The 21,367-nt window shown below is 57.0% G+C and carries 20 protein-coding genes, 2 pseudogenes and 1 riboswitch; of the genes and pseudogenes, 5 read left to right on the forward strand and 17 right to left on the reverse strand.

Going from position 1 to position 21,367, the window contains the following annotated elements:
• Window positions 1-12 precede the first annotated feature (12 nt).
• Window positions 13-831 carry a pur operon repressor gene (purR, locus tag SD70_RS20320; RefSeq protein ID WP_041049338.1) on the reverse strand — a complete coding sequence of 273 codons (819 nt, stop codon included), beginning with the start codon at window positions 829-831 and terminating at the stop codon, window positions 13-15.
• 218 nt (window positions 832-1,049) lie between these two features.
• On the opposite strand from purR, the gene SD70_RS20325 reads away from it, so the two are divergent.
• Window positions 1,050-1,523, forward strand: a complete 474-nt coding sequence (locus SD70_RS20325) for a hypothetical protein (RefSeq protein WP_041049339.1) — start codon at window positions 1,050-1,052, stop codon at window positions 1,521-1,523.
• 354 nt (window positions 1,524-1,877) lie between these two features.
• Here SD70_RS20325 and ispE read toward each other — a convergent pair whose 3' ends face one another.
• The 7 genes and pseudogenes from ispE to SD70_RS20360 all read right to left on the reverse strand — a co-directional run bounded on the left by ispE (window position 1,878) and on the right by SD70_RS20360 (window position 8,933).
• Window positions 1,878-2,732, reverse strand: coding sequence for a 4-(cytidine 5'-diphospho)-2-C-methyl-D-erythritol kinase (gene ispE, locus SD70_RS20330; protein WP_041049340.1), 855 nt, complete (start codon window positions 2,730-2,732; stop codon window positions 1,878-1,880).
• A gap of 427 nt (window positions 2,733-3,159) precedes the next feature.
• Window positions 3,160-3,330, reverse strand: a pseudogene (locus SD70_RS35090) (protein sspF); the annotation flags it as partial.
• 342 nt (window positions 3,331-3,672) lie between these two features.
• Window positions 3,673-3,947 (reverse strand): annotated as a pseudogene (gene veg, locus SD70_RS20340) (biofilm formation stimulator Veg).
• 960 nt (window positions 3,948-4,907) lie between these two features.
• Window positions 4,908-5,786, reverse strand: a complete 879-nt coding sequence (gene yabG, locus SD70_RS20345; protein WP_041049342.1) for a sporulation peptidase YabG — start codon at window positions 5,784-5,786, stop codon at window positions 4,908-4,910.
• A 280-nt stretch (window positions 5,787-6,066) separates the two neighbouring features.
• Window positions 6,067-6,978, reverse strand: coding sequence for a 16S rRNA (adenine(1518)-N(6)/adenine(1519)-N(6))-dimethyltransferase RsmA (rsmA, locus tag SD70_RS20350; RefSeq protein ID WP_041049343.1), 912 nt, complete (start codon window positions 6,976-6,978; stop codon window positions 6,067-6,069).
• Between the two features lie 11 nt (window positions 6,979-6,989).
• The gene (gene rnmV, locus SD70_RS20355) at window positions 6,990-7,532 is read right to left on the reverse strand and encodes a ribonuclease M5 (protein WP_041049344.1); all 543 of its coding nucleotides are present in this window, start codon (window positions 7,530-7,532) and stop codon (window positions 6,990-6,992) included.
• Window positions 7,533-7,793: 261 nt separating this feature from the next.
• Window positions 7,794-8,933 carry a 3D domain-containing protein gene (locus tag SD70_RS20360; protein ID WP_041049345.1) on the reverse strand — a complete coding sequence of 380 codons (1,140 nt, stop codon included), beginning with the start codon at window positions 8,931-8,933 and terminating at the stop codon, window positions 7,794-7,796.
• A 284-nt stretch (window positions 8,934-9,217) separates the two neighbouring features.
• Window positions 9,218-9,431, reverse strand: a riboswitch (cyclic di-AMP (ydaO/yuaA leader).
• Between the two features lie 226 nt (window positions 9,432-9,657).
• On the opposite strand from SD70_RS20360, the gene SD70_RS20365 reads away from it, so the two are divergent.
• The 3 genes from SD70_RS20365 (at window position 9,658) to SD70_RS39340 (ending at window position 11,880) form a co-directional block, all read left to right on the forward strand.
• Window positions 9,658-10,404, forward strand: coding sequence for an ABC transporter ATP-binding protein (locus SD70_RS20365; RefSeq protein ID WP_041049346.1), 747 nt, complete (start codon window positions 9,658-9,660; stop codon window positions 10,402-10,404).
• The gene (locus SD70_RS20370; protein ID WP_041049347.1) at window positions 10,401-11,657 is read left to right on the forward strand and encodes an ABC transporter permease; all 1,257 of its coding nucleotides are present in this window, start codon (window positions 10,401-10,403) and stop codon (window positions 11,655-11,657) included. Before SD70_RS20365 ends, SD70_RS20370 begins: the two co-directional genes overlap by 4 nt.
• Window positions 11,658-11,751: 94 nt before the next feature.
• Complete coding sequence (locus SD70_RS39340; RefSeq protein ID WP_269432497.1) at window positions 11,752-11,880, forward strand: hypothetical protein; 129 nt, start codon at window positions 11,752-11,754, stop codon at window positions 11,878-11,880.
• Between the two features lie 63 nt (window positions 11,881-11,943).
• Here SD70_RS39340 and SD70_RS20375 read toward each other — a convergent pair whose 3' ends face one another.
• On the reverse strand, window positions 11,944-12,711 hold the full coding sequence (locus tag SD70_RS20375) for a TatD family hydrolase (RefSeq protein WP_041049348.1): 768 nt from the start codon (window positions 12,709-12,711) through the stop codon (window positions 11,944-11,946).
• 33 nt (window positions 12,712-12,744) lie between these two features.
• A complete protein-coding gene (locus SD70_RS20380; protein WP_041049349.1) occupies window positions 12,745-14,016 on the reverse strand; it encodes an HD domain-containing protein in 1,272 nt (423 codons plus the stop codon).
• Window positions 14,017-14,564: 548 nt separating this feature from the next.
• Here SD70_RS20380 and SD70_RS20385 point away from each other — a divergent pair.
• Entirely contained in the window at window positions 14,565-14,819 is a 255-nt protein-coding gene (locus SD70_RS20385) for an AbrB/MazE/SpoVT family DNA-binding domain-containing protein (protein WP_041049350.1), read from the forward strand.
• Between the two features lie 625 nt (window positions 14,820-15,444).
• Here the strand turns inward: SD70_RS20385 and rsmI are convergent.
• The 7 genes from rsmI to SD70_RS20425 all read right to left on the reverse strand — a co-directional run bounded on the left by rsmI (window position 15,445) and on the right by SD70_RS20425 (window position 21,063).
• Window positions 15,445-16,338 carry a 16S rRNA (cytidine(1402)-2'-O)-methyltransferase gene (rsmI, locus tag SD70_RS20390; RefSeq protein WP_041049369.1) on the reverse strand — a complete coding sequence of 298 codons (894 nt, stop codon included), beginning with the start codon at window positions 16,336-16,338 and terminating at the stop codon, window positions 15,445-15,447.
• Window positions 16,339-16,359: 21 nt separating this feature from the next.
• Entirely contained in the window at window positions 16,360-17,106 is a 747-nt protein-coding gene (locus SD70_RS20395; RefSeq protein ID WP_041049370.1) for a tRNA1(Val) (adenine(37)-N6)-methyltransferase, read from the reverse strand.
• Window positions 17,107-18,020: 914 nt separating this feature from the next.
• Complete coding sequence (locus SD70_RS20405) at window positions 18,021-18,383, reverse strand: initiation-control protein YabA (protein ID WP_394297996.1); 363 nt, start codon at window positions 18,381-18,383, stop codon at window positions 18,021-18,023.
• A 74-nt stretch (window positions 18,384-18,457) separates the two neighbouring features.
• Window positions 18,458-19,261, reverse strand: a complete 804-nt coding sequence (locus tag SD70_RS20410; protein WP_041049353.1) for a PSP1 domain-containing protein — start codon at window positions 19,259-19,261, stop codon at window positions 18,458-18,460.
• On the reverse strand, window positions 19,249-20,241 hold the full coding sequence (gene holB, locus SD70_RS20415; RefSeq protein WP_041049354.1) for a DNA polymerase III subunit delta': 993 nt from the start codon (window positions 20,239-20,241) through the stop codon (window positions 19,249-19,251). Before holB ends, SD70_RS20410 begins: the two co-directional genes overlap by 13 nt.
• A gap of 18 nt (window positions 20,242-20,259) precedes the next feature.
• A complete protein-coding gene (locus tag SD70_RS20420; RefSeq protein ID WP_041049355.1) occupies window positions 20,260-20,703 on the reverse strand; it encodes a YaaR family protein in 444 nt (147 codons plus the stop codon).
• Between the two features lie 30 nt (window positions 20,704-20,733).
• Window positions 20,734-21,063, reverse strand: a complete 330-nt coding sequence (locus tag SD70_RS20425; RefSeq protein WP_041049356.1) for a cyclic-di-AMP receptor — start codon at window positions 21,061-21,063, stop codon at window positions 20,734-20,736.
• Window positions 21,064-21,367: the final 304 nt, after the last annotated feature.

Consider the following 21,367-nt stretch of genomic DNA (forward strand, 5'->3'; position numbering starts at 1 on the left):
TTCTTGGTTAAATTAATCGAAATAGCTGCCTGGATATACGTCGACCCGCTTCGTCTTCGGATCGACGGCGGTCATCCGGGCCAGCGATATGTAATTGTCGACGAGCCGCTCCTCGACCTCGGTCGATTCCACGAACACGCCGATGCCGGTCACCGTCGCCTTAAATTCCTGCAGCAAATCCATCATGCCGCGAATCGTGCCGCCGACACGCATAAAGTCGTCGATGATAAGCACTTTCGCGTCTTCCTTCAGCGCGCGTCTGGCGAGCGACATCGTCTGAATGCGCTTGTTGAAACCGGATACATAGTTGATGCTTACCGCTGACCCTTCCGTCACCTTGGCGTCGCGGCGCACGAGCACGACCGGCAAGTTCATGAAGGACGCTGTCGCATAGGCGAGCGGAATGCCCTTCGTCTCCACCGTCATCACGACGTCGGCAGCCTGGTCGGCGAACGCCGTTGCGAACGTCCGGCCGATTTCCTGAACGATGGACGGCTGCCCCAGAAGGTCCGACATGTAGAGAAAGCTGCCCGGCAAAATGCGCTCCGGCTGCTGCAGCTGCTCGCAGAGGGACCGGACAAAACCGAGCGAAGTCTCCTTAGGCGCTTTGGGCGTAAACCGGACTCCCCCGGCGGCTCCGGCGAGCGTATGCAGTTCGCCGATCCCTTCCCCCTCGAACACTTCCTTGACAATGGCCAAATCTTCGCTGATCGACGATTTAGCCGAATGGTACTGGTCGGCAAAAGTGGTCAGCGGTATAAGAACGTGGGGGCGGCACAGCAAATATTGCGTCATTTCCACCAGCCTGGCACTGCGTTTCAACTTTTTCACGAAGTTCCCCCCAGCAATTCCGAATATTATATTGAAAATATATCATTTTTATCCGTCTTTTTTCAAGCAAAGCAATGAAAATTATTCTCACATCAATATAACCTAAAAGTAACACAAAGAATTTTTTACCTTACAGATCATGACACCCAGACGTCACGCCTGATATAATGGAACCGACTACCAGCGTTGGGATAACGCCACACGAAAGGAGGAGTACATTGAATTTGTTCCCCTTCCTGCTTGCGCTGCACATCGCCGCAGGCTGTCTTTGCCTCGTCACCGGCTTGATCGCCATGGCGTCCCGCAAACGCAAAGGCCGGCACACGGCCGCGGGCGAGCTGTATCACGGAAGTTTCGTCGTCATTCTCTTTACTTCCGTGGCGATGGCCCTTCTTCATTGGAGCACGAGCGCTTATTTGTTCTATATCGGCATTTTCTCCTACAGCTTCGCTGCTGTCGGGTATTTCGCCCGCAAGCGTCGCGTCCGCAATTGGCTCGGCCTCCATATCGGCGGCATGCTCGGCTCCTATATCGCCATTATTACCGCCGTGCTCGTCGTCAATTCGCCGCATATTCCGCTGCTGTCCGGCATCCCGCCGCTGTGGCTCTGGTTCGCCCCGACGATCGTTGGCTCGCCGCTCATTTTCCTCGTCGGCCGCAAATATAAAAAGTCCCGGCCCAAAGCGAGATAAGGAAATCCAGCTGCAGCCTTCCTTATCGGCGAGCGCGTTTACCGGCGTTAAGCCGGCTGCGAGACGTCCGGCACACCGCTCTCCGTTGCACCCCAGCTTAACGCCTGGGCGTTAAAGCCGGCTGCGAGACGTCCGGCACACCGCTCTCCGTTGCACCCTAGCTTAACGCCTGGGCGTTAAGCCGGCTGCGAGACGTCCGGCACATTACTCTCCGTTGCACCCCGGCTTAACGCCTGGTAGCGGAATAGGCCAAATAATAGGGACAGCTTATATTTCCGATGCAGCAGCCGTACAAAAAGCTCCCGGCAGCCAGGCCACATCCGGCCGCCGGGAGCTTTTGGCTCCGATATGAGGTTATACGAGCATCCGCACCGCGTACACTTCCTTGCAAAACCCCCGCAATCCGTTGTACAGCCGCGGCACTTTGGCTTCTTTGGCAACAAGGCCGAAGACGGTCGGCCCGCTTCCGGACATAAGCACTCCGTCAGCGCCGAGCTTCAGCATGCATTCTTTCACATGCCGCACCTCGGGATAAAGCTTCATCGTCACATCCTCCAGCACGTTGCCGAGATTCGCGCACATGGCGTCGAAGTCTTTGCTGCGGATCGCCTCCAGCATCGCCGGAATGGACGGACGATGGGGAATTTCGCCTACGTTCAGCTTGCCGTAAATTTCCGAGGTGGAGACGTTGATCGGCGGCTTCGCCAGCACGACCCAGCACTGCGGCGGAGCGCCGACGGGCTCCAGCACCTCTCCGCGTCCGCGCGCCACCGCCGTGCCGCCCGTCACGCAAAACGGCACGTCCGAACCGAGCTCGGCGCCCAGCGCCTTCAGCTCGTCCATCGTAATGCCAAGCCCCCAGAGCCGGTTTAGCCCGCGCAGCGTCGCTGCCGCATCGCTGCTGCCGCCGGCGAGTCCCGCCGCGACCGGAATGTTTTTATCCAAATGAATATAGACGCCCTGCTTCACTTCGTAACGGTCTTTGATGAGCCGAGCGGCTTGAAACGCCAAATTTTTTTCGTCAAGCGGAATGTATCCGGCCTGGCTGGAAATAATGATCGTGTCCCGCGGCAGCTCCTGCATCTCGATGCGGTCGGCCAAATCGACCATCGTCATAATCATCTCGACTTCGTGATAGCCGTCATCCCGTTTCCGCAATACGTCGAGGGACAGATTGATTTTGGCCGGGGCCTTCTCATAAATCGTCAACTGCCGCACACCTTCTTTCGCGCTTGGCGTTAAGCTGGCTGTGAGACGCACTGCATATTGCTCGCCATAACTCCTCCAGCTTAACGCCTAATCCGTTAGATTATTATAGCAAAAGCGCAAAAGAAAAGCTAAAGCCATAGGCTTCAGCTTAGCTCATATACGAGGGGGCTGCGCCGCCTTCGGCCGGAGCCTGCGGCGGTATGAAGCCGGGGGAAACCGCTGCCGGGTTAACCGGAACGAAGCCGCTCTGCCGCGAAAACGCATAGGCCGGCTGCGTGCCGGAAGGCTGCGCCTGCGCAGGCTGCCATGCAGGGCGGTAGCTCGGCGCCTGCGCCGCCTGCCGCTGCACTTGCACCGGTTGCCGCTGCACTTGCGCGGGCTGCTGCCATGCGGGCGAAGGCTGCTGCCGCGCTTGCGAAACGTAGTCGCGGGCCAGTTTTTCCTCGGCGATCTGAATCGCCCGTTTCACCATATTTCCCGCATCCTTCGTGCGTATGCCTTCCCAGCCTTCGCGCATCACCGTATCGTAAAAGCCCAAATCTTTGGCCAGCTCGTACTTCAGATCTTCGGACATGATCCCTCTTCTTCGTCGACCCATTGTCCTGCCTCCCTTATCCGGAGTAATTTCAGGCTGCCCGAGAAAGTATGGCTGCACTGCGGCTTGGGAATGGGGAGGCCTCCAGCTTCGTTAAACTCGTCTTCCCCATATCCGATTAAGCGGATGGAACACGAGTTCAAAAGCGCACGCTTCGCGCTCCGACCCGCATTCCCATTTTCCCCTCCGTCTTTCTCGGGCAGCCTGAGCAATGTATCTGTATTGTGCCCCGGACCGTACTCCCTCATGCAGCAGAAATGCATTAAGGCCGGGGCCTCTAAGCCAAAAAAGAAAAAGCCTTCGCCGCGTGTGGGCGAAAGGCCTTTTTCATAAAACGCCTGTATGTCAATGCTGGATGTAGGTGATGCGAACTTGTCCGTCATTGCTGCACACGGTCACTTCAACGGACTCTGTCAGAATATCCGCGTAGCTGTACGACACCCGCTTGAAAGCGTGCTGCTCCTGATCCAGCTTCACGATGAATACCGACGGATACGTCTCTTCCAGTACGCCGGAGCGTCGATCGTCTTGCGACGGCCGCCGTTGGCCCGCAGCATGATCTTTTGCCCGACGTGCGGCTCGAGGCTGCGTTTGATCTCCAATAGCGCATTTTTGGCCATTGTGCCTACCACCTCTTTCCTTATCCATTATAACCGATTATCCAGCGCATGTCAAATTAAGCCAAAAATTATACCATCCGAATTTGACAATTGTCAACGGTATATCTGCCTAATTTTTGTTGCACGCTTATTATTGTTTGTTCGTGGCGAAAAACTATGCACGGCACGCGAGAAAAAAGATTGCGTTCTTTGCCCAGGATGCAGAAAGGATGCAGAAACCCCATTGTCAATTGCGCACAGGGATGTTTCTGCTTGCTTCCGTCGGCTTAGTGTCTTTGTTATCGGCCTGTCTCCCTTACGCGGACGCCGGAAAGCTCGATAGAAGCCCGAAAGAACAGGCCCTGAATCGGGCCCCGGCCCCGTGCAACGTCCAGTCCCCGTAAGTTAAGTGGTGTGTTCGGTCTAAAACATTCGAGCGGCTTCATTTTCCGACCGCAAACTCCGGAATTACGAGGCCAAACCGCAACATAGCCCATGTGCGCTAAACAGAGACTTTTCGGGCGCTGATACTGAGCCAAAATGGAGAAAACGGACGCTAAAGCCCCAAAGGTCGCTCCATGCGAATTTTCGTCGCTATTCATGGAATCTTCGGTCTTTGGGGATGCATTCCGTCAAATCGGCGCCTAATAGTGCCCCGCATGACGCTGTATAACGAACCCGTTCTTTAAACAGAACTGCCTGGCTCAGCAGAACTAATCCGCCTGAGTTACCTAGCTGCAATAGCTTATTACCGGCGAGCCCAATTCTTCCGCAGCATTTTGCGAAGACACGCGACCTCGCATTATTTCGCAGCGCAACTCGCTTCGCATGCAAAGAAGCGTAAAGCCGTTTCGCTTTCGAATTGTAGCCAGGTTCAGCTTCCCGGCAAAAAGAAAAACAGACCGCCTCCGGGGCAGCCTGTCTGTTATGCTGGCGGCAGCTTGCCGCTGCCGATTTACTTTTTGGGGACCATGGAAACCGTTACGTTGCCGACGCTGCAGCGGCCGCCTGCGAAATGCCCGGGATCCCGATGCGGAACGTCCCGCGCGTCTCGATGCCGCCGAGCCCATCAAGGCCGCTGACCGTCATCTGCACGATCTCATGCATCGAAACCGTATCTTTAATCGACGTGTAAGCCGCCTTTGCCGCAATGCAGAGCGGGTCCAGAGCATGAATAAGCACCCGGCCCGGCGAGCTGGCAAAATTGGCACCAGCCTGCAGCAGCGCCTCAAAATGCGATTGGCACGCGCCAGCTACAATCGTGAGCGCGTCACGATTGCGCTCGAACTGGCGGGCAATCGCGACGGCGTTAACGAAATTGAGCGAATTTTTGTAGCTGCTGAGGTTCGCCACGTCCGACCGGCGCGTCTTCAGGATGCCGTCATGGCCCGTTATCACCACGATATCCGGGCGAATTTGCGGCAGGAGCCGGTACAGCGCGTTCGCCATCTCCGCTTCGGGGACATGAAACCCTTCGGCCGGCACCCTGAGCTCGCCGTAAAGCGCCATGCTTTTGCGCAAATAGGAGGAGTCGCCGTCGAGATGCAGCACCTTGCCGGGCACTTCGAAATACGCGTCGCTTTTGCCGGCAAAGCCGAGCGGGTGATTGTACCGGCGCCGCTGCAGGCTCGCCTTGATGTGCCCCCAGCGCTGCATCGCTTCCTGCACGAGAGAAGCCGCCGATTGCGGATAGCGGAACGGTTCGGTCGGTTCTACGACGGCAAGGTCCGTCAGCGGCGCATCGGCCAGCAGCCGATAATCGATGCCGCGCAGCACCGCCCGATTTGATTCCAACTGTTGTATCCGAAACATGACGTCGCCGCCATACGATTTTCTCGTCACCAGATCGCCTTGCTTCATCGCTCATCGCCTCCATTGACTATCGTATGGCGGGCGATTGCGATTGGTGCCCATAGGGCGCCGGTTTTCAGCGGACGTTAAGCGGAGAGACGTTGCGCCCGGGCAACCGGAAAATAGGGCTGCGCTACGGGCTGAAAATGAACCTCCGGCCTCCGTTAAAGCCGTTCCTTTCATTATCCCGGTCGATGGAACGCGGCTTTAAAAGTCGTCTCTCCGGTTCATTTTCACCCTTCGCTCGGCTCATTTGCGCCTATACGCCTTCCTGAGCCGCAGCGCGGGCCTATTTCCCGTTGACAGCCAGATGGCGGCGCAGCGCGTCCGCGAGCGCGGCGAACTCGTCCATGCCAAGCGTCTCGGCGCGGCGCGAAGGGTCGATGCCGCACGAGGCCAGCACCTCGCCGAGCTGCTCTTTCGTCTCCTTGCTGAAATACCTGGCGGCGAGATTGTTGTAAATCGTCTTCCGGCGCTGCACGAACGAAGCTTGCACGACATCGAAGAAAAACGCTTCGTCGTCCGTCCGGACCGGCGCCTCGCGGCGTACTTTCAGCCTGATGACGGCGGAGTCGACGTTCGGCTGCGGGATAAATACGGTGTGCGGCACGATCGTCACGAGCTCCGGATCGCAGTAATACTGCACCGCGATGCTGAGCGAGCCGTAATCTTTGCCTCCTGGTTTTGCCGCCATTCGTTCGGCGACTTCCTTTTGGATCATCACCACAATATTTTCGAGCGGCAGCTTTTGCTGCAACAATTTCATGATGATCGGCGTCGTAATGTAGTAGGGAAGATTAGCGACGACACTGACGCCGCTTACTCCCGCGAAATGCTCCGCAAACAACGCCCCGAGGTCGACCTCGAGCACGTCGCCGTGGACGACGGAGGCGTTCGGAAACGGCGCCAGCGTCTCCTCCAGAATCGGCAGCAGCCGCTGGTCGATTTCAATCGCGACAACGCGCCCCGCCCGCTTGGCGAGCTGCTGCGTGAGCGCCCCGATGCCGGGGCCGATCTCCAGCGCGCCTTTGGTGGCATCCAGTTCGGCGGCGCCGACGATTTTATTCAGCACGTTCTGATCGATCAGGAAATTTTGTCCGAGGCTTTTCTTCAGCTTGAGGCCGTGTTTCTTCAAAACCTCATTCGTCCGCTTCGGAGTAGCGATATCTTCAGGTTGTAAAGTAGACTTATCGGTTGTCATAAGGCATCCTTTCAAGGAGGGTCGAGCCGGGAAACGGCAGCTGCGAATTCTTCGCGCGAGATGCGGAAAGCGTTGCAGCGGCGGTAAAATTGCTTCCCGTTGCAGTATCCGATGCCGAGCGCATTGCCGACCGCGAGCCGGCGCGCCGCGGCGTCGGGATGAACGAGCAGCCCGGCGTCCATCATGTCGCTCCACGTAATGTCGCCGTCGCCGCCTTCCGCGCATTCGGTGCGCACCGTCTCGAGCGCATGGCGAATCGCCTCCGGCGATGCGTTCTCGATGCCGATGTCGCCTTTGTACTCGGCGAGCTCCTGCGGCAGGAAAGCATGCTTGCAGCCCGGCACCTTAGCCGAGATGATTTTGCGTATTCGCTCGCCGGCATGGTCCGGGTCCGTGAACACTATGACGCCCCGCCGCTCCTGGGCCAGAGCGATGCGCCGCAGCACGGCGGGGCCGATGGCGGAGCCGCCGGTTTCGATCGTATCCGCCTCGACGGCGCGCTTGATCGCTGCGGTATCGTCCTTTCCTTCGACAACGATGATTTCCCTAATCATAGCGGCTCACAGCTCCTTTCTAGCCCAGATAAACGGCTAACGCCGTTCCTACGGAACGTGCGCGTTTACCATCGTTAAGCCGGCTGCGAGGCGTCCGGCACGTTGCTCAGCGTTCCACATCCAGCTTAACGCCAAATAGCGGATCAGCCAAGTATAAGCGTGTCTTATACTTCCTGATGCAGAGAAAAAGAAGAGGTTTCCCTCTTCTTCCCCGCTATGTTTGCGATTGTATAATTCCAGTATGTCCGTCTCCGCTTCGGCTCAATCCTCGGAAGGCTTCTTCGGTCCGATAACATAGACCGTATAGCCGCGCTTCGTGCCGAAACGGTTGGCGTAGCTCTCGCTCTCGTAATAAACGTCGATCGTATTGCCTTTCACGGCACTGCCTGTATCTTCGGCGCGGCGGAAGCCGACCCCGTCGATATAGACCCACCAGCCGAGCGGGATAACTTTCGGATCGACCGCGATCGTGCGGCCTTCCGTCACCGTTGTGCCCGTAAACGTCTTGCCGAAGCCAGGGCTTCCTTCGCTCTTGCCGGTTGATTCCCAGCCCGCGGAATAAGCGGTGAGCGTGACGTTCTTCAGGATTTGTTTGTAGCTGAAGTTTTTGCCGTCTTTGGACACCGTATCGACGTCCGGCGAGCCTGACGAAAGCACCGTGACCGGCGGCTTCGTCCCTACAGCTACGACTTTCTTGACGCTTTCTTGAGCGACGGACTGGTCGACGACGTTCTCGGCGACGAGCTGTCCGTCTTCGAACACCTTTTCTTTCGTCTTCGCCAGCACGCCTTCTTTGCCTTCTTGCACGACCTGCTCCTTGCCCTTCAGCAAGGTAGAGTCGGTCTTCTTCTCCGTCTCGTACGCGATCGGTTCGGTGACTTGTTCCAGCACCTTCTTCACCCGTACGATCTTGACGGCGGCATCATCGCTAATGCCCGCCTCCAGCGGCGGAACGACTTTATCCAGCTCACCGAGCGTTATATTCAATTCCTGCAGTGCACTTTCGACTGTCTTGCCGGTGGTAAATACAGTCTTCGTCTCTCCGTCAGCAGTCAATCGGATCGGTTTCGCACGGTCGATCGTAACGCGCATTCCGTCCGTCAGCTTCGTGTCCAAAGCCGCGGATACGCGGTCGTGCTCCCCGATCTTGATGGCTTGTTCATCCAGTAGGCGTTGCAGGACAAATGCTTTCGTCTTCACCTGATGTTCCTGTCCGTTCACAACCACGGATACGCTCTTGGTAGCCGTACCGTACAACAACACCAAAAACATGAAAGTCATCGCGCATGACAATAAGGCAATGATCATAATCGTACGCAAGTTTTCATGCTTCCATCGCAATGCGAAGGACATGCTGGATGATCGCTTTACATGGGTTTCCACACCTGGAAAAATGCCCACTTCTTCGGTCCTCCTTCAAAGCCCCGCCGTCGAGTGTTACGCATGATTAGAATGACGTGACCTAGGGTTAATGGTTTTTCGTTTTTTTCTCCGCTACCGACCAAGGAGTTCTAGGATGTCCGGTTGATAGTCCCGGCGTTCACCTCCCCATGATTCGATTGTACGAGCAGCCTCCCAAGCTAATGACAATTATGAAAATAACAAAAAGAGACCGTCTGAGAAGAGGACGTCTTCCCCGTGGTCTCATGGAGATGTCAAATTAAGGTTGACAAAGACACGACAAAGGTACCTCTCTCTGCACGCTTACGAGGTTAGCTGACGGATTCGGGCGTGAGAGTCGCCCTACCCGGGCTTCAAGTAACAAAGCCCATGGATTCACCCCAAAGATTTGAGCCGCTGCTAGTGGCTTCCTGCCGATCGCTCGGCGATTCAGGATAAGCCCTACACAGATGCAACGGGTCCCCCGTTTTCCTAGCGGAAATTCAGCGATTGGAAATATGGCGGTTTATTAAGTTATTATGAAAGTAGTTTATATTGGAAATACAAAGCTGTAAAGACAACGCAAAACGGAAATTCCGGCTAATTCCGGCGTTTTCTCCAAGCAAAACCGTGAATATCACGCTCGATCTACATTTCTTGCTTGCATAACTCCGATTTTGAGTGCATGTGCAGGGAAAACAGTGAAAAAACCGTGAACATTCCATACTTTCGGGAGGCTTCCGCATTGACACCGATACTCGAAATTGAGCGTTTGTACGGCGGTTATTTGCCTGGCAAGCCGGTGCTAAAAGAGCTGAATTTGACGCTGCTTCCCGGGGAAATGGCAGGCCTGATCGGATTGAACGGCGCGGGAAAGAGCACGACGATCAAGCACATCCTCGGCCTGCTGCAGCCGCAGCAAGGCGAAATCCGCGTCGCCGGGCGCACGCTTGCCGGCGATCCTCTCGGCTACCGGGCGGCGTTCGCCTACGTCCCCGAATCGCCGGAGCTATACGACGAATTGACGGTTCGCGAGCATCTTGAACTGACGGCGATGGCTTACGGGCTTACGCGCGAGCAGCTCGACGAGCGCGCGGACCGGCTGCTGGACGAGTTCCGAATGACTGGCAAGCGCAGCAGCTTGCCGCTCCAATTGTCCAAAGGGATGCGGCAAAAAGTAATGATCATGAACGCATTCCTCGCCGAGCCGCCCCTGTATGTGATCGACGAGCCGTTCCTCGGGCTCGATCCGCTGGCTATGAAGTCGCTGCTTGAGCTTATGGTGGAGCGCAAAAAGAGCGGCGCCTCCTTTCTCATTTCTTCACACATTTTGTCGACCATCGAGGCGTATTGCGACAAGTTCGTCGTGCTGCATCGAGGTCGAATTGTGGCGTCCGGCGCCATGACGGAGCTGCGGCGAGCTGCCGGCTGCGGCCAGGATGCCGCGCTGGACGACGTGTTTTACGAGCTCGTGCGGGAGGGGCGCGAATGACAGGCATGTCGAATGGCGGATCAGCTGCCGCGATGACGCCGCAGACGCTGTGGCGGCACCGTTTTACATCGTTCGCGCGAGAGGCGCTCGGGTATTGGCGCGATGTCGGACGGAGCGGATTCGCGCTCGTAGCGACGGCGCTGCTGATCGGCGGGGCTTACGAATACGGAGCGCTGCTTAAGCGATTGCCATCGACGTTTCCTTATATCTGGATCGCCGTTCTATTGCTTGCACCGGCGCTGGCTCTAGGCGGCGTGCGCACGCTCGTGCGGCCGGCGGATCGGGTGTTTTTGCTGCCTTTGGAAGGAAGGCTCGGCGTCTACTTTCGCCAGGCGTTTCTCTACAGCTGGATAGTGCAGGCGGCAAAAACGGCGGCGGCGCTCACAGCGCTGTGGCCGCTTTACGCAAAATTCGGCGGAGGCGGCGCGCCCCATCCGTTTCCATGGATGTTAGGGACAGCCTTGGCGCTCAAAGGCTTGCAGCTGTGGGCCGATTGGCAAGAGTCCAGGCTCGTGAACGGCAGATGGCGTTCGCTGCTGCGCGTATTGAGGTTCGCGGCGACGGCGGCGTTCGTGCCGATATGGCTCGAAGCAAGCTGGCTGGCGGCTTGCTTGGCCGTTGCAGCAGCTTCCATCCTATTGGCGTTTCTTCTATATAATAGTAGAATGTTTTCGCTGGGCTGGGACATGCTGCTTGCGCGCGAAGCGGCGCAGCAGCGGCGGCTGTACCGCTGGTTCCGCTGGTTCACGGACGTCCCCCAGCTGCCGGAGCCTGTCCGTAAGCGCGGCTGGCTCGCCGCTCTCAGCCGGCGGCTGGCGGTGAAGCGCGAGCACACGCACCTCTTTTTATATGAAAAGACGCTGCTGCGGACGGAGCTGTTCGGCATGTATGCGCGGTTTACGATCGTCGGTCTGCTGCTTGTCGTCTTCATCTCGGAAGCTTGGCTCAAAGCTGCGTTCCTGATCGGGCTGCCGCTGCTCGGGCTCGTGCAGCTCTCGGCGCTGGCGGAAGCGCACCGCTATACGTTCTGGCTGGAGCTGTATCCGGTGCCCCGCCGCTGGCAGTCTTCCGCCGTGCTGACGCTCGTCGCCCCGCTTGCAATCGCCCAGACGGCCCTTCTCAGCGCGGCTTATGCACTTACCGCCTCCCCCGGGCCTCTAGTTGCCGCCGCACCGCTGTTGTCGCTGGCGGCCGTGCTGGCCGCGCTTCGATTCCGGCTTCGCCCTGCGCTGCGGCGCAAGTTTGAGGCGTAGCGAGGGGCCGTTTCGGCCATGACGCTATTTTTCGGGTGCGGACTCCGTTTACAATCCGGCCTTTTGTCCATACTGGAATTGAGGTGGGATTCGTATGGAGAGCAAAAAGGTTCGCAAATGGTCGTCCGCCCTGCTATGGTCGATCATTTTTAATATTTCGCTCGGGCTTTCGATCCTATGGCTGCTCGATATCGTCCGGAAAATTATATCGTTTCTCGGCTGACGTTTACCGATACAAAATGCCCAAGGAACTGCTGCGGTTCCTTGGGCATTTTGCATGTGCTATTCAGGTCAGCTTCAGCAGCCGGATGGCGTTGTCGGTCGTCGCCCGGGCCAGCTCCTCGAAAGTGATCCCTTTCAGTTCCGCCGCCGCTTCGGCGACGAGCCGGACGTAGGCGGTTTCGTTCCGTTTGCCGCGATGCGGGTGCGGGGTCAAGTATGGCGAATCGGTCTCGATCAAGAGCCGGTCTAGCGGCACTTGCTGCAGCACCTCTTTCGGCTGCTTCGCGTTCTTGAACGTGACCGGGCCACCGAACGAAATGTAGAAGTTCATGTCGAGGCACTGTTTGGCCGTCTCCCACGAGCCGGAGAAACAGTGCATAATGCCGCCTACCTCAGCGGCCTTTTCTTCTTTCAGGATGGTCAGCACGTCGTGATGGGCGTCCCGGTTATGGATGACGATCGGCAGCCCGACTTTGCGGGCGAGCCGTATTTGCTCGCGGAAAACGCGGTGCTGCACGTCTTTCGGCGACGTGTCCCAATAATAGTCGAGGCCGATCTCGCCGATAGCGACGACCTTCGGGTGGCGGCTCAGCTCCTCCAGCCATTCGATGTCGCCGGGCTGCATCGTGACGGCATCCTGCGGATGCCAGCCGACGGTCGACCAAATAAAATCGTATCGCTCCGCCAGCTCGATGGAAGACGGGATATGTTCCCGGTTGATGCCGATATTGACAATGCGGGTTACACCCGCTTCTTGCGCGCGCCGGATGGCCGCCTCGCGGTCTTCGTCGAATTGTTCGGCGTTCAGGTGTGTATGCGTGTCCGTCAGCATGAGGCGTGAAAGTCTCCTTTTTTCTATGTATCGTTAACCGGCAATGATGCTGCGCAGCTCCGCCTCTCCGGACAAGCCGAGCTTGCCGATCCACTCGTCCGGATAGTACAGATGATGTTTGCCGAGCTGCAGGTTGCTGATCGATCTGACGATGTCCGACTTGTGCGAGATTTCGGTCAGCTGATCGCCCGCATCCACGAGCAGAATCGGCAGCTTTTCGTCGGATTCGCCCGGCCGGTATACGTCGTAAGCGAGGTCGGACGGGAAGTCAATCTCGAGATAATACGCCGGGTCGATGCCCGCCCGTTCCATCAGCTCCACTGTGCGGTGCAGCATCTGTGGCTCGTACGGCTCGAGCACCATAAACTTAAGCAGCCGCCGGTGGAGAAAGCGCGAGCACAGGTCGGCCAGCACCGGATCGGCTTCGCCGCTCCAGAACGCCAGCACCGTCTGCATCAGCGCTTCGTCGAGCAGCAAATAATTTTCCACCGTCATGCGGTTCTCGAACAAGGCTTGCAGCGGATTCGGCATGAATTGGTAGCGGTAACCCTCCTCATAAAGCTCCTTCGCGCGTTCGAATATTTTGGAGAGCACGATTTCCGCCGAGCGCGTCACCGGATGGAAATACACTTGCCAATACATTTGGTAACGGGACATCAAATAGTCTTCCACTGCATGCATGCCGCTTTCCTTCACGACAATACGCCCCTTGTATGGCCGTATGACCCGCAAGATACGCTCCAGATCGAAAGTGCCGTAATTGACTCCTGTAAAATAGGCGTCCCGCAGCAAATAATCCATCCGGTCGGCGTCAAGCTGGCTCGAGACGAGACCGACGACGATCGGCTTATGGTACGTTTTGCAAATGACTCCCGCCACCTGCTGCGGAAAATCGTCCGACACCCGCCGCAGCACGCGGTTCACTTCGGTGTCTCCGAGCACGATGCGGCACGTCCAGTCCTCGTGATGCGTGCGGAACGCTTTTTCAATCGAATGGGAGAACGGCCCGTGCCCAAGATCGTGCAGCAGCGCCGCGCACAGGCAGAGCAGCCGCTCTTCCTGCGGCCAGTCTTCATACTGGTTCCGTTCGAACTGGGAGATGATTTTGCGCGTTACTTCATAAACGCCGAGCGAATGGGAGAACCGGCTATGCTCCGCCCCGTGAAACGTCAAATAAGACGTGCCCAGTTGGCGGATTCGGCGCAGCCGCTGAAATTCTTGCGTGTTAATGAGATCCCAAATCGTCCGGTCCTGGACGTAAATGTATTTGTGGACCGGGTCTTTGAACACTTTCTCTTCTTGCAAGGCGGATGACCTCCCACCGCTCCCCGCGCTCGTGCCAGCTGTACAAGGAACGGGATTTTTTTGTAAAAAAAAGCTTTTCCCGGAGTCAATTCGACGAGGTACGGCTCACAAGTTTCGCGCAGCAAAACTCACTTCGTAAGCAGGGTAGCTTTTTATGCCGTTCAGACTGATTTACATTGCGCTTTACCGCTTTTATGATCTTAACATTTTGAATCTGACAAAGAATCGACACAATTAGGAGCGAAATGTCGTTTGTTGTCGAATTTTTAGAAATTAGGTCTAGCCAAGCTTCCAGTTTTTTAGTACCATTTTACATAAGGACACTTGGCCGTTCAACTCCGGAAATATGGATCGTTTGCTCGTCAGTTCAATACACCTTTACCAATTGTTAGGTAATTGAAGCAAAATTGCGGTCAAAAACGCGATAGAAACGCAGAAAAATAGGTTGACTGATTTGGGAATGAATGGTATCATAAGTATCGAAAACGGTGTCGAATACTGGCGACAAAAATTTATTCACCTAACTTGGGAGAGAGGGGACTTCATAGATGATGAAATCCACCGGTATCGTAAGAAAAGTCGATGAGCTGGGACGTGTTGTCATCCCGATCGAGCTGCGCCGCACGCTGGGCATCGGCGAAAAAGACGCACTCGAAATTTATGTAGACGGCGAGCGCATCATGCTCAAAAAATACGAGCCTGCCTGCATCTTCTGCGGCAACGCCGAGAACGTGACCTACTTCAAAGGAAAAATTGTTTGCAATGTTTGCCTTACGGAAATGCCAACACCTGTGACAAAGTAAAAAAAATAGTATATAATAGAAATAAGCAAAACTCCTATCGGTAATTCTAACCTTTTTCATACTCCTCTATGTCCCTGCCCGAGGCCCCTGCCTTCGGATAGGGATATTTTTTTGCTAACGATTGGCAGTGCGTCGCTTCGGACAAGGGTAATTGTTTGCAATCGAAAAAGGGGCTCCACTGCGGGTTGGAATAGGGGGGCCGGCGCCGTTAAACCCGTGTTCCCGGAATTTGACCGTGCGGAGGGAACGAGTTTAAAAGCCGCTGCTCCACCCCATATTCCACCCTTCGCTGCGCCTTTTACCGCTGGCACCGACTCCGCGCCAATCAGGTCGCCTGCGACTCGTCGCAGCACCACTGGCTCGCTGCCCTGGAAGGCAGGGTCGATTCTCCAAAGCAAAGGGCACGACCCATTATGCGCGCCGCACTTTTCCGGCAGGACCGTAAGTACGTGTGCCTATTTATCCCTTCGTTGCGCCATTTCTTCTTTACCGATTGAGGTTGGAACGCGCCACTTCATCCGTTCCAATCCCGGTGCAAGCGCTTCTCCCCCCGCACGCGTTCATGGGCGATCCAGCCCCTCGCGTTCATGCCGGAGCGGCAGCGGGCAGCGGCGCATGCACGCCGTCACAGCAGCGCGTTGTACACGTCGCGCTTGGTGAGGCCGCGGTCGGAGGCGGTTTTTTTCATGGCGTCTTTGCGGCTGTCGCCTTGGCTCTCGTAATGGGCCACGTGCTGCTCCAGCGTCAGCGCCTCCCACCACGCTTGTTCGGCGGCGCGCCGCTCCTCCGGCGTTGCGCCTTCGACGATCAGCACATACTCGCCCTGCGGCCGGTGCACCGCCAAATGTTCCAAACATTCGGCAATGGTGCCGCGCACAAACTCCTCGTAACGTTTCGTCAGCTCGCGGGCGAGGCAAACGCGGCGCTGCATTCCCCAAGCTTCCCCCATCGCCTCCAGCGTTTTTTCGATCCGGTGCGGGGATTCGTAAAACAGCAGCGTCTCCGGGGCGGCCTTCAACCGTTCGAGCTCGAGCCGCAGCTCCTTGCGCTCGCGGGGAGCGAAGCCAATGAACGTAAACCGGTCAGTCGGCAGTCCGGAGGCGATCAATCCGGACAGCGCCGCATTGGCCCCCGGCACGGGAATAACGGCGATGCCTTCCCTGGCGGCAAGGCGCGCCAGATCGGCTCCCGGGTCGGATATCGCGGGAAGCCCCGCGTCGCTGACGAGAGCGATTGCAAGCCCTTCGTCGCGCATGAGCCGGACTAGCTCCGGCCCGCTCGCCTGCTTGTTATGCTCATGATAGCTGACGAGCCGGGTATGGATGTCAAAATGCGACAGCAGCTTGCGCGTTTGCCGTGTGTCTTCCGCCGCGATACAGTCCGCTTCGCGCAAAATGCGCACAGCCCTGTACGTCATGTCCTCAAGATTGCCGATCGGCGTAGCGACGAGGTACAAAACGCCCCTCTTCGGGCTGCGGTCGGACCCGCCGTCGCCGGTAAAGCTTTGTTGCACTTGCAGCACGGGCGCCCAAGTCCTCCTTTAAGTCCGGTTCAGTTCATTGCTTGTGCCGTAAAAAATGTGCTGCAGCTCGTCCGTGTACTCGGTTTTGTTTTTGTAGACGATGATCGGCGGCAGCGTGCGCAGCTCCGGCTTGCCCCCCTGCAGCCCTTCGACGAGAACCATGTTGGCTTCGTCGCCGGCGCGGGGATGCACGAAGCAGATGCGCTTCGGCTCGATTCGGTATTGCCGCATCAGCGTGCAAATATCGACGAGCCGATGCGGGCGGTGCACCATCGCTACGCGGCCGCCGAACTTGGCGAGCCGGGAAGCCGTCCGCACGACATCTTCCAGCGTGGCGTACAGCTCATGCCGGGCCGCAGCAAAATGTTCGTTCACATTCTGATCCCCCGAAGGCACCGGCAAATAAGGAGGATTGACCGTAACCAGGTCATATCCTCCATAGCCGATATCGCGCGGCAGATCGCGAAGATCCGCGCACAGCACTTCGATTTGCGGTTGCAGGCGATTGAGGCGCACGCTGCGCGCAGCCATGTCGGCAAGCCGCGGCTGAATTTCCACGGCGCGCATATGCGCCGCCGTCCGGGTAGTGAGCAGCAGCGGAATGACTCCGTTGCCGCTGCAAAGGTCGATGATGCGGCCCCGCGGCGGTGCGGAGCAAAAGCGCGCCAGCAGCACAGCATCAAGCGAAAAGGCGAACACCTCGTCGCTCTGGATAATGCGCAAATCGTGCGTAAGCAAATCGTCAATGCGCTCCGACGCAAGCAGCTGGACGTCTTCGGCCGGGTCCTGCGGTCCGGCAGCGGCTTGCGGCGCGGCCGCGGCAGCCGGTGCGGCGCTGGTCAGTGGTGTGGCTGGCTGTGCTGCGTTGGCTGGCTGTGCTGCGTTGGCTGGCTGTGCTGCGTTGATTAGCGGGTCAGCGTTGCCAGGCGATGTCATGTCGTCCGGCAGTCCGGCGTTGGCTAACAATGCAGCGTCGGCCATCTGTCTGGCGGTTGCTTGCAGTCCAACATCGGCTGAATGTGCGTTATTAACTGCCAGGCCCGCACCGGCTGGCGCTGCGTTGGCTGGCTGTGCTGCGTTGATTATCGGGTCAGCGTTGCCTGGCGATGCCATATCGTCCGTCAGTCCGACGCTCGGCAGCCGTTGCTGCCTTATTGTGAACGGTTGAGGCTCGGTAGCCGGTTTATGTAAAGAGTTATTTGTATCGCTTGGCATATTGAATGTAGTTTCCTTTCACACAATCTTGATGCTGCCGTACCCAACTAACCATAACGGAACTATGTTCCGTTATAGTGCATGGACGGTACAATTCTGCTGAAAATAACGGAACGCTGTTCCGTTATTTACCGCAGGCCGAGTGATTTCGGCAGGATCATAAGGCAATTGCGGAACGCCGTTCCGTTAATTTCGGGAAATACCCGGGAAATGACGAAATAAAGGAACGTTGTTCCGCTAAGCCTTTTTCACTTTGACCGGGCCGCGTAAACACGTACTTGCAACGAAGGCTGACCGGCCAGTCCTCCATTTTCGCGACGGAAAAAAAGGCAGCCCACACGTGCCGTTGAAACCATTTAGCATGGTACATTTCCATCGCCATCAAGCGGCACCCCGACATTCCGCAAATTTGCAGAAAACCGTAGAACTCGCGCTCCCGAGCGCGGCCCTACGGCGGCATTCGCTTATTTGTTTAAGAAAGAAATGCAGAACAGGCAGTCCCCTTCGGTGCGAAGGTGGCCGTAATGCACGTTGCAAATGTGAAACCCTTCGTAATATAGTCGGGCCAGGTTGTCATACCCTTCGCCGGCCGGTATCGGCGCCGGTTTGGCGCCGGCGCTCACACCCGCGCTGGCCGCTACCGCTTCCGTGGCCAACTTGGGAGCCCCGAGGCCCTCCGTATATGCCTCTTCCCGCTTGAGCAGCTTGCGGAGCTGTTGATTCTCGATGCTAAGCCTCTGATTCTCCTCCAGCAGCTCGATCAGCTTGCTTTTCAGATCGCCGAAGTCGGCAAATAATACGCCAAGCTCCTTCTCCAGCCGATCCATCTTCGTAAACAACTCTTGTTTTTCCACTTATGTCACCTCTCGGCGGCTTGCCATCTGCCTGCGCAGCAGACGCCCTACTCTTGCTCCACCACGTCGTCGAAAGGCAAATCCATCGTTTTGCCCAGATCGAACAGCTGCACTTTGGCCGTGCGTTCGTTCGCATTCAGCGACAACACTTTGCCGTTGCCGTAAGACGTCACAACGATCCGGCCTACGGTCGGCATGCTATCGCGCGCGCTTTCGTAGTTGTCGTGCTCGTATTTCAAACAGCACATGAGCCGGCCGCACAGCCCGGAAATTTTGGTCGGGTTCAGCGACAGGTTCTGGTCTTTGGCCATTTTGATCGACACCGGCTCGAAATCGCCGAGGAACGAGGAGCAGCACAGGATGCGGCCGCACGGACCGATGCCGCCGAGCATTTTCGCTTCGTCGCGGACGCCGATCTGCCTCAGCTCGATACGGGTGCGGAAAATGCTGGCCAAATCTTTGACGAGCTCGCGGAAATCGACGCGCCCTTCGGCCGTGAAGTAGAAAATGATTTTGTTGCGGTCAAACGTATATTCCACATCGACCAGCTTCATGCCGAGCTTGTGCTCGCGCACTTTGTTCTGGCAGATGACCATTGCGTCTTTGGCGGCGTTTCGGTTCTCGTCCACCAGCTTGGCGTCGTTCTGGTCGGCGACCCGAATCACTTTTTTGAGCGGGAGGACAACGTCTCCTTCGCCGACAATTTTTCTCCCGATGACGACTTTCCCGTATTCGACGCCCCTCGCGGTTTCCACGATGACGGCGTCTTCTTTATCAATGGGAAGGTCTAACGGATCGAAATAATAGATTTTGCCCGCTTTCTTGAAGCGGACACCTACTACCGAATACATATTACCCCCCCCTGAATGGCAATCATCGTACGCTCCAGCAAAAGTTGCGGGTTAGCGTTGGAACGGAGCCTTTTTTGCAATTCTACAGCTTGTCCGGTCAGCCGGATCCATTCCCGCACATCCCGGGTCCGGGCCAGCGGCTCCATCCAGTCGGAATGGTCCGGGTATACGAGGTGCTCTCTGCGCAAAAGGCAAAGCTGCACCATATCTTTAAGCCACAAGGTGAGCAAGTCGTAAAATGTGGGCAAATGCTCGGCAAGCTCCGACTTCGTCAGCTTTTGCTGAATGGTCATGAACGCTTGCGGGAAACGGGTATACGTTTCTTTCGCTAATTGTAACACTACGTTTCTCATTTCTGCAAACCAACTTGCTGTCGCCAGCTCCCGCGCGGCGCCGAGCCCCGCAGCCAGGTGGACGGCCGGTCGGATCAGCGTAAGCGGTAGGCCTTCCTGCTGCAGTGCAGCCATCATGTCGCGCCTCGGCATCGGCGTGAACGACACCCATTGCGCGCGCGACTGAATCGTCGGCAGCAAAGCGTGGCCGTTCTCGGTAATCAAAATGGCGACAACGCTGGACGACGGCTCTTCCAAAAATTTGAGCAGCGAATTGGCGGCTTGCGTCGTCATCCGCTCCGCCTGGACGAGGATGTAGATTTTGGTTGCGGAAGCCGTTGCTTTATAGGCGAATTCTTTTTGCAGCGTCCGAATCTGGTCGATCTTGATCGTCGCGCCGTCAGGTTCGACGAGATGAATGTCGGGATGGTTGCCGTGCAGCACTTTGCGGCACTCCAGGCATTCCCCGCAAGCGTCGTCTTCGCTTTCTTTGCAATAGATGGCCTGCGCGAGCGCAAACGCCATCGCTTTGCGTCCGGTGCCGACCGGGCCGCTGAAAATATAGGCATGGGACACTTTGCCTCGCCGCAAGCTGTTCTGCAGCATACGCTTGGCCGTTGTTTGTCCCGGAATATCGTTAAAGGACATACGGGTACTTCCTATTCGTCAAAATAAAATATTGATGAGCAAGCCGCGAATTTCCCCGATCCGCTGCAGCAGCTCAAGACGCCCCTGCTCGGTTTCGACCAGCTCGTCGGCCATCGCGGTCAGGCGGCTGTCGATCTCGTCGAGCAGCTTGTAACGGCGGGTGCGGCCGCGCCGGTCCCAACCTTTCGTTTCCTTGAGACCGACCCCGCGGCGCGCCGTCTCCTCCAGAAATTGCTTGACGAGCGCTCTGTACATGCGAAGCGAACGCACAGTCATCGAGCGGGCGAGCCGATCGCCTTGGAGCTTGATTTGCTCCGCCATCCGGGCCAGCTGCTCGCCCGTCACTTTTTCATCCTGCTGCTGCATCGTATCCGCGAAGCTCCGCGCTGGCTGCTCGCGGGACTGTACGGTCTCAGGGCGTTTCATGCCTCCGGTGGGCGGCAAGCCAGGATAAATTTTCACGATCGGCCACCTGCTTTCGACTGTTCGTTCTTAGAAGTGCTCGAACCGCTCCACCGGCACGACAAACACTGCAGCTCCGCCTACCTGCACTTCAACCGGGAAAGGAATGTAGGAGTCGGTCGTACCGCCCATAGGCGAGACCGGAGTGACGAGCTGTTCGCGTACTTTGCAGTTGGCGCGAATGACCTTGAGCACATCGGGTACGCGGTCGTCTTCCGTACCGATCATGAAGGTGGTGTTGCCGGCCCGCAGGAAGCCGCCCGTCGAGGCCAGCTTCGTTGCGCGGAACCCTTCCTGGATGAGGGCATTGGACAAACGATTACTGTCCTTGTCTTGAACTACGGCAATGACGAGTTTCATCGGCATGCGCCTCCTTTAATTGATTATACCTCAAAACGCTCTAAAAAGGGGAGCTAGCAAACGTTTACAACCGCTGAGGATGCGTAAAAGTGGAAATATTTAAATATTTGACGTCAGACGGCAAAATTCCTGCTCCGCTTTTTTTATTATAAGCGAACTGGGCCCCAAACGTGACTGTATTTGCCGGGCGCCGCGTCGCCGCGGAGCGCGGCTTGTTGCGCAGTCGAACTTTGGCGGCAGCGGCGCTGGTTTGTGAGTAGGCTAGTTGGTTGTCAGGGATGCGGCTTTTCGTCGAAGGTCAACG

The organism is Gordoniibacillus kamchatkensis, from assembly GCF_000829455.1.
Classification (GTDB): Bacteria; Bacillota; Bacilli; order Paenibacillales; family NBRC-103111; genus Gordoniibacillus; species Gordoniibacillus kamchatkensis.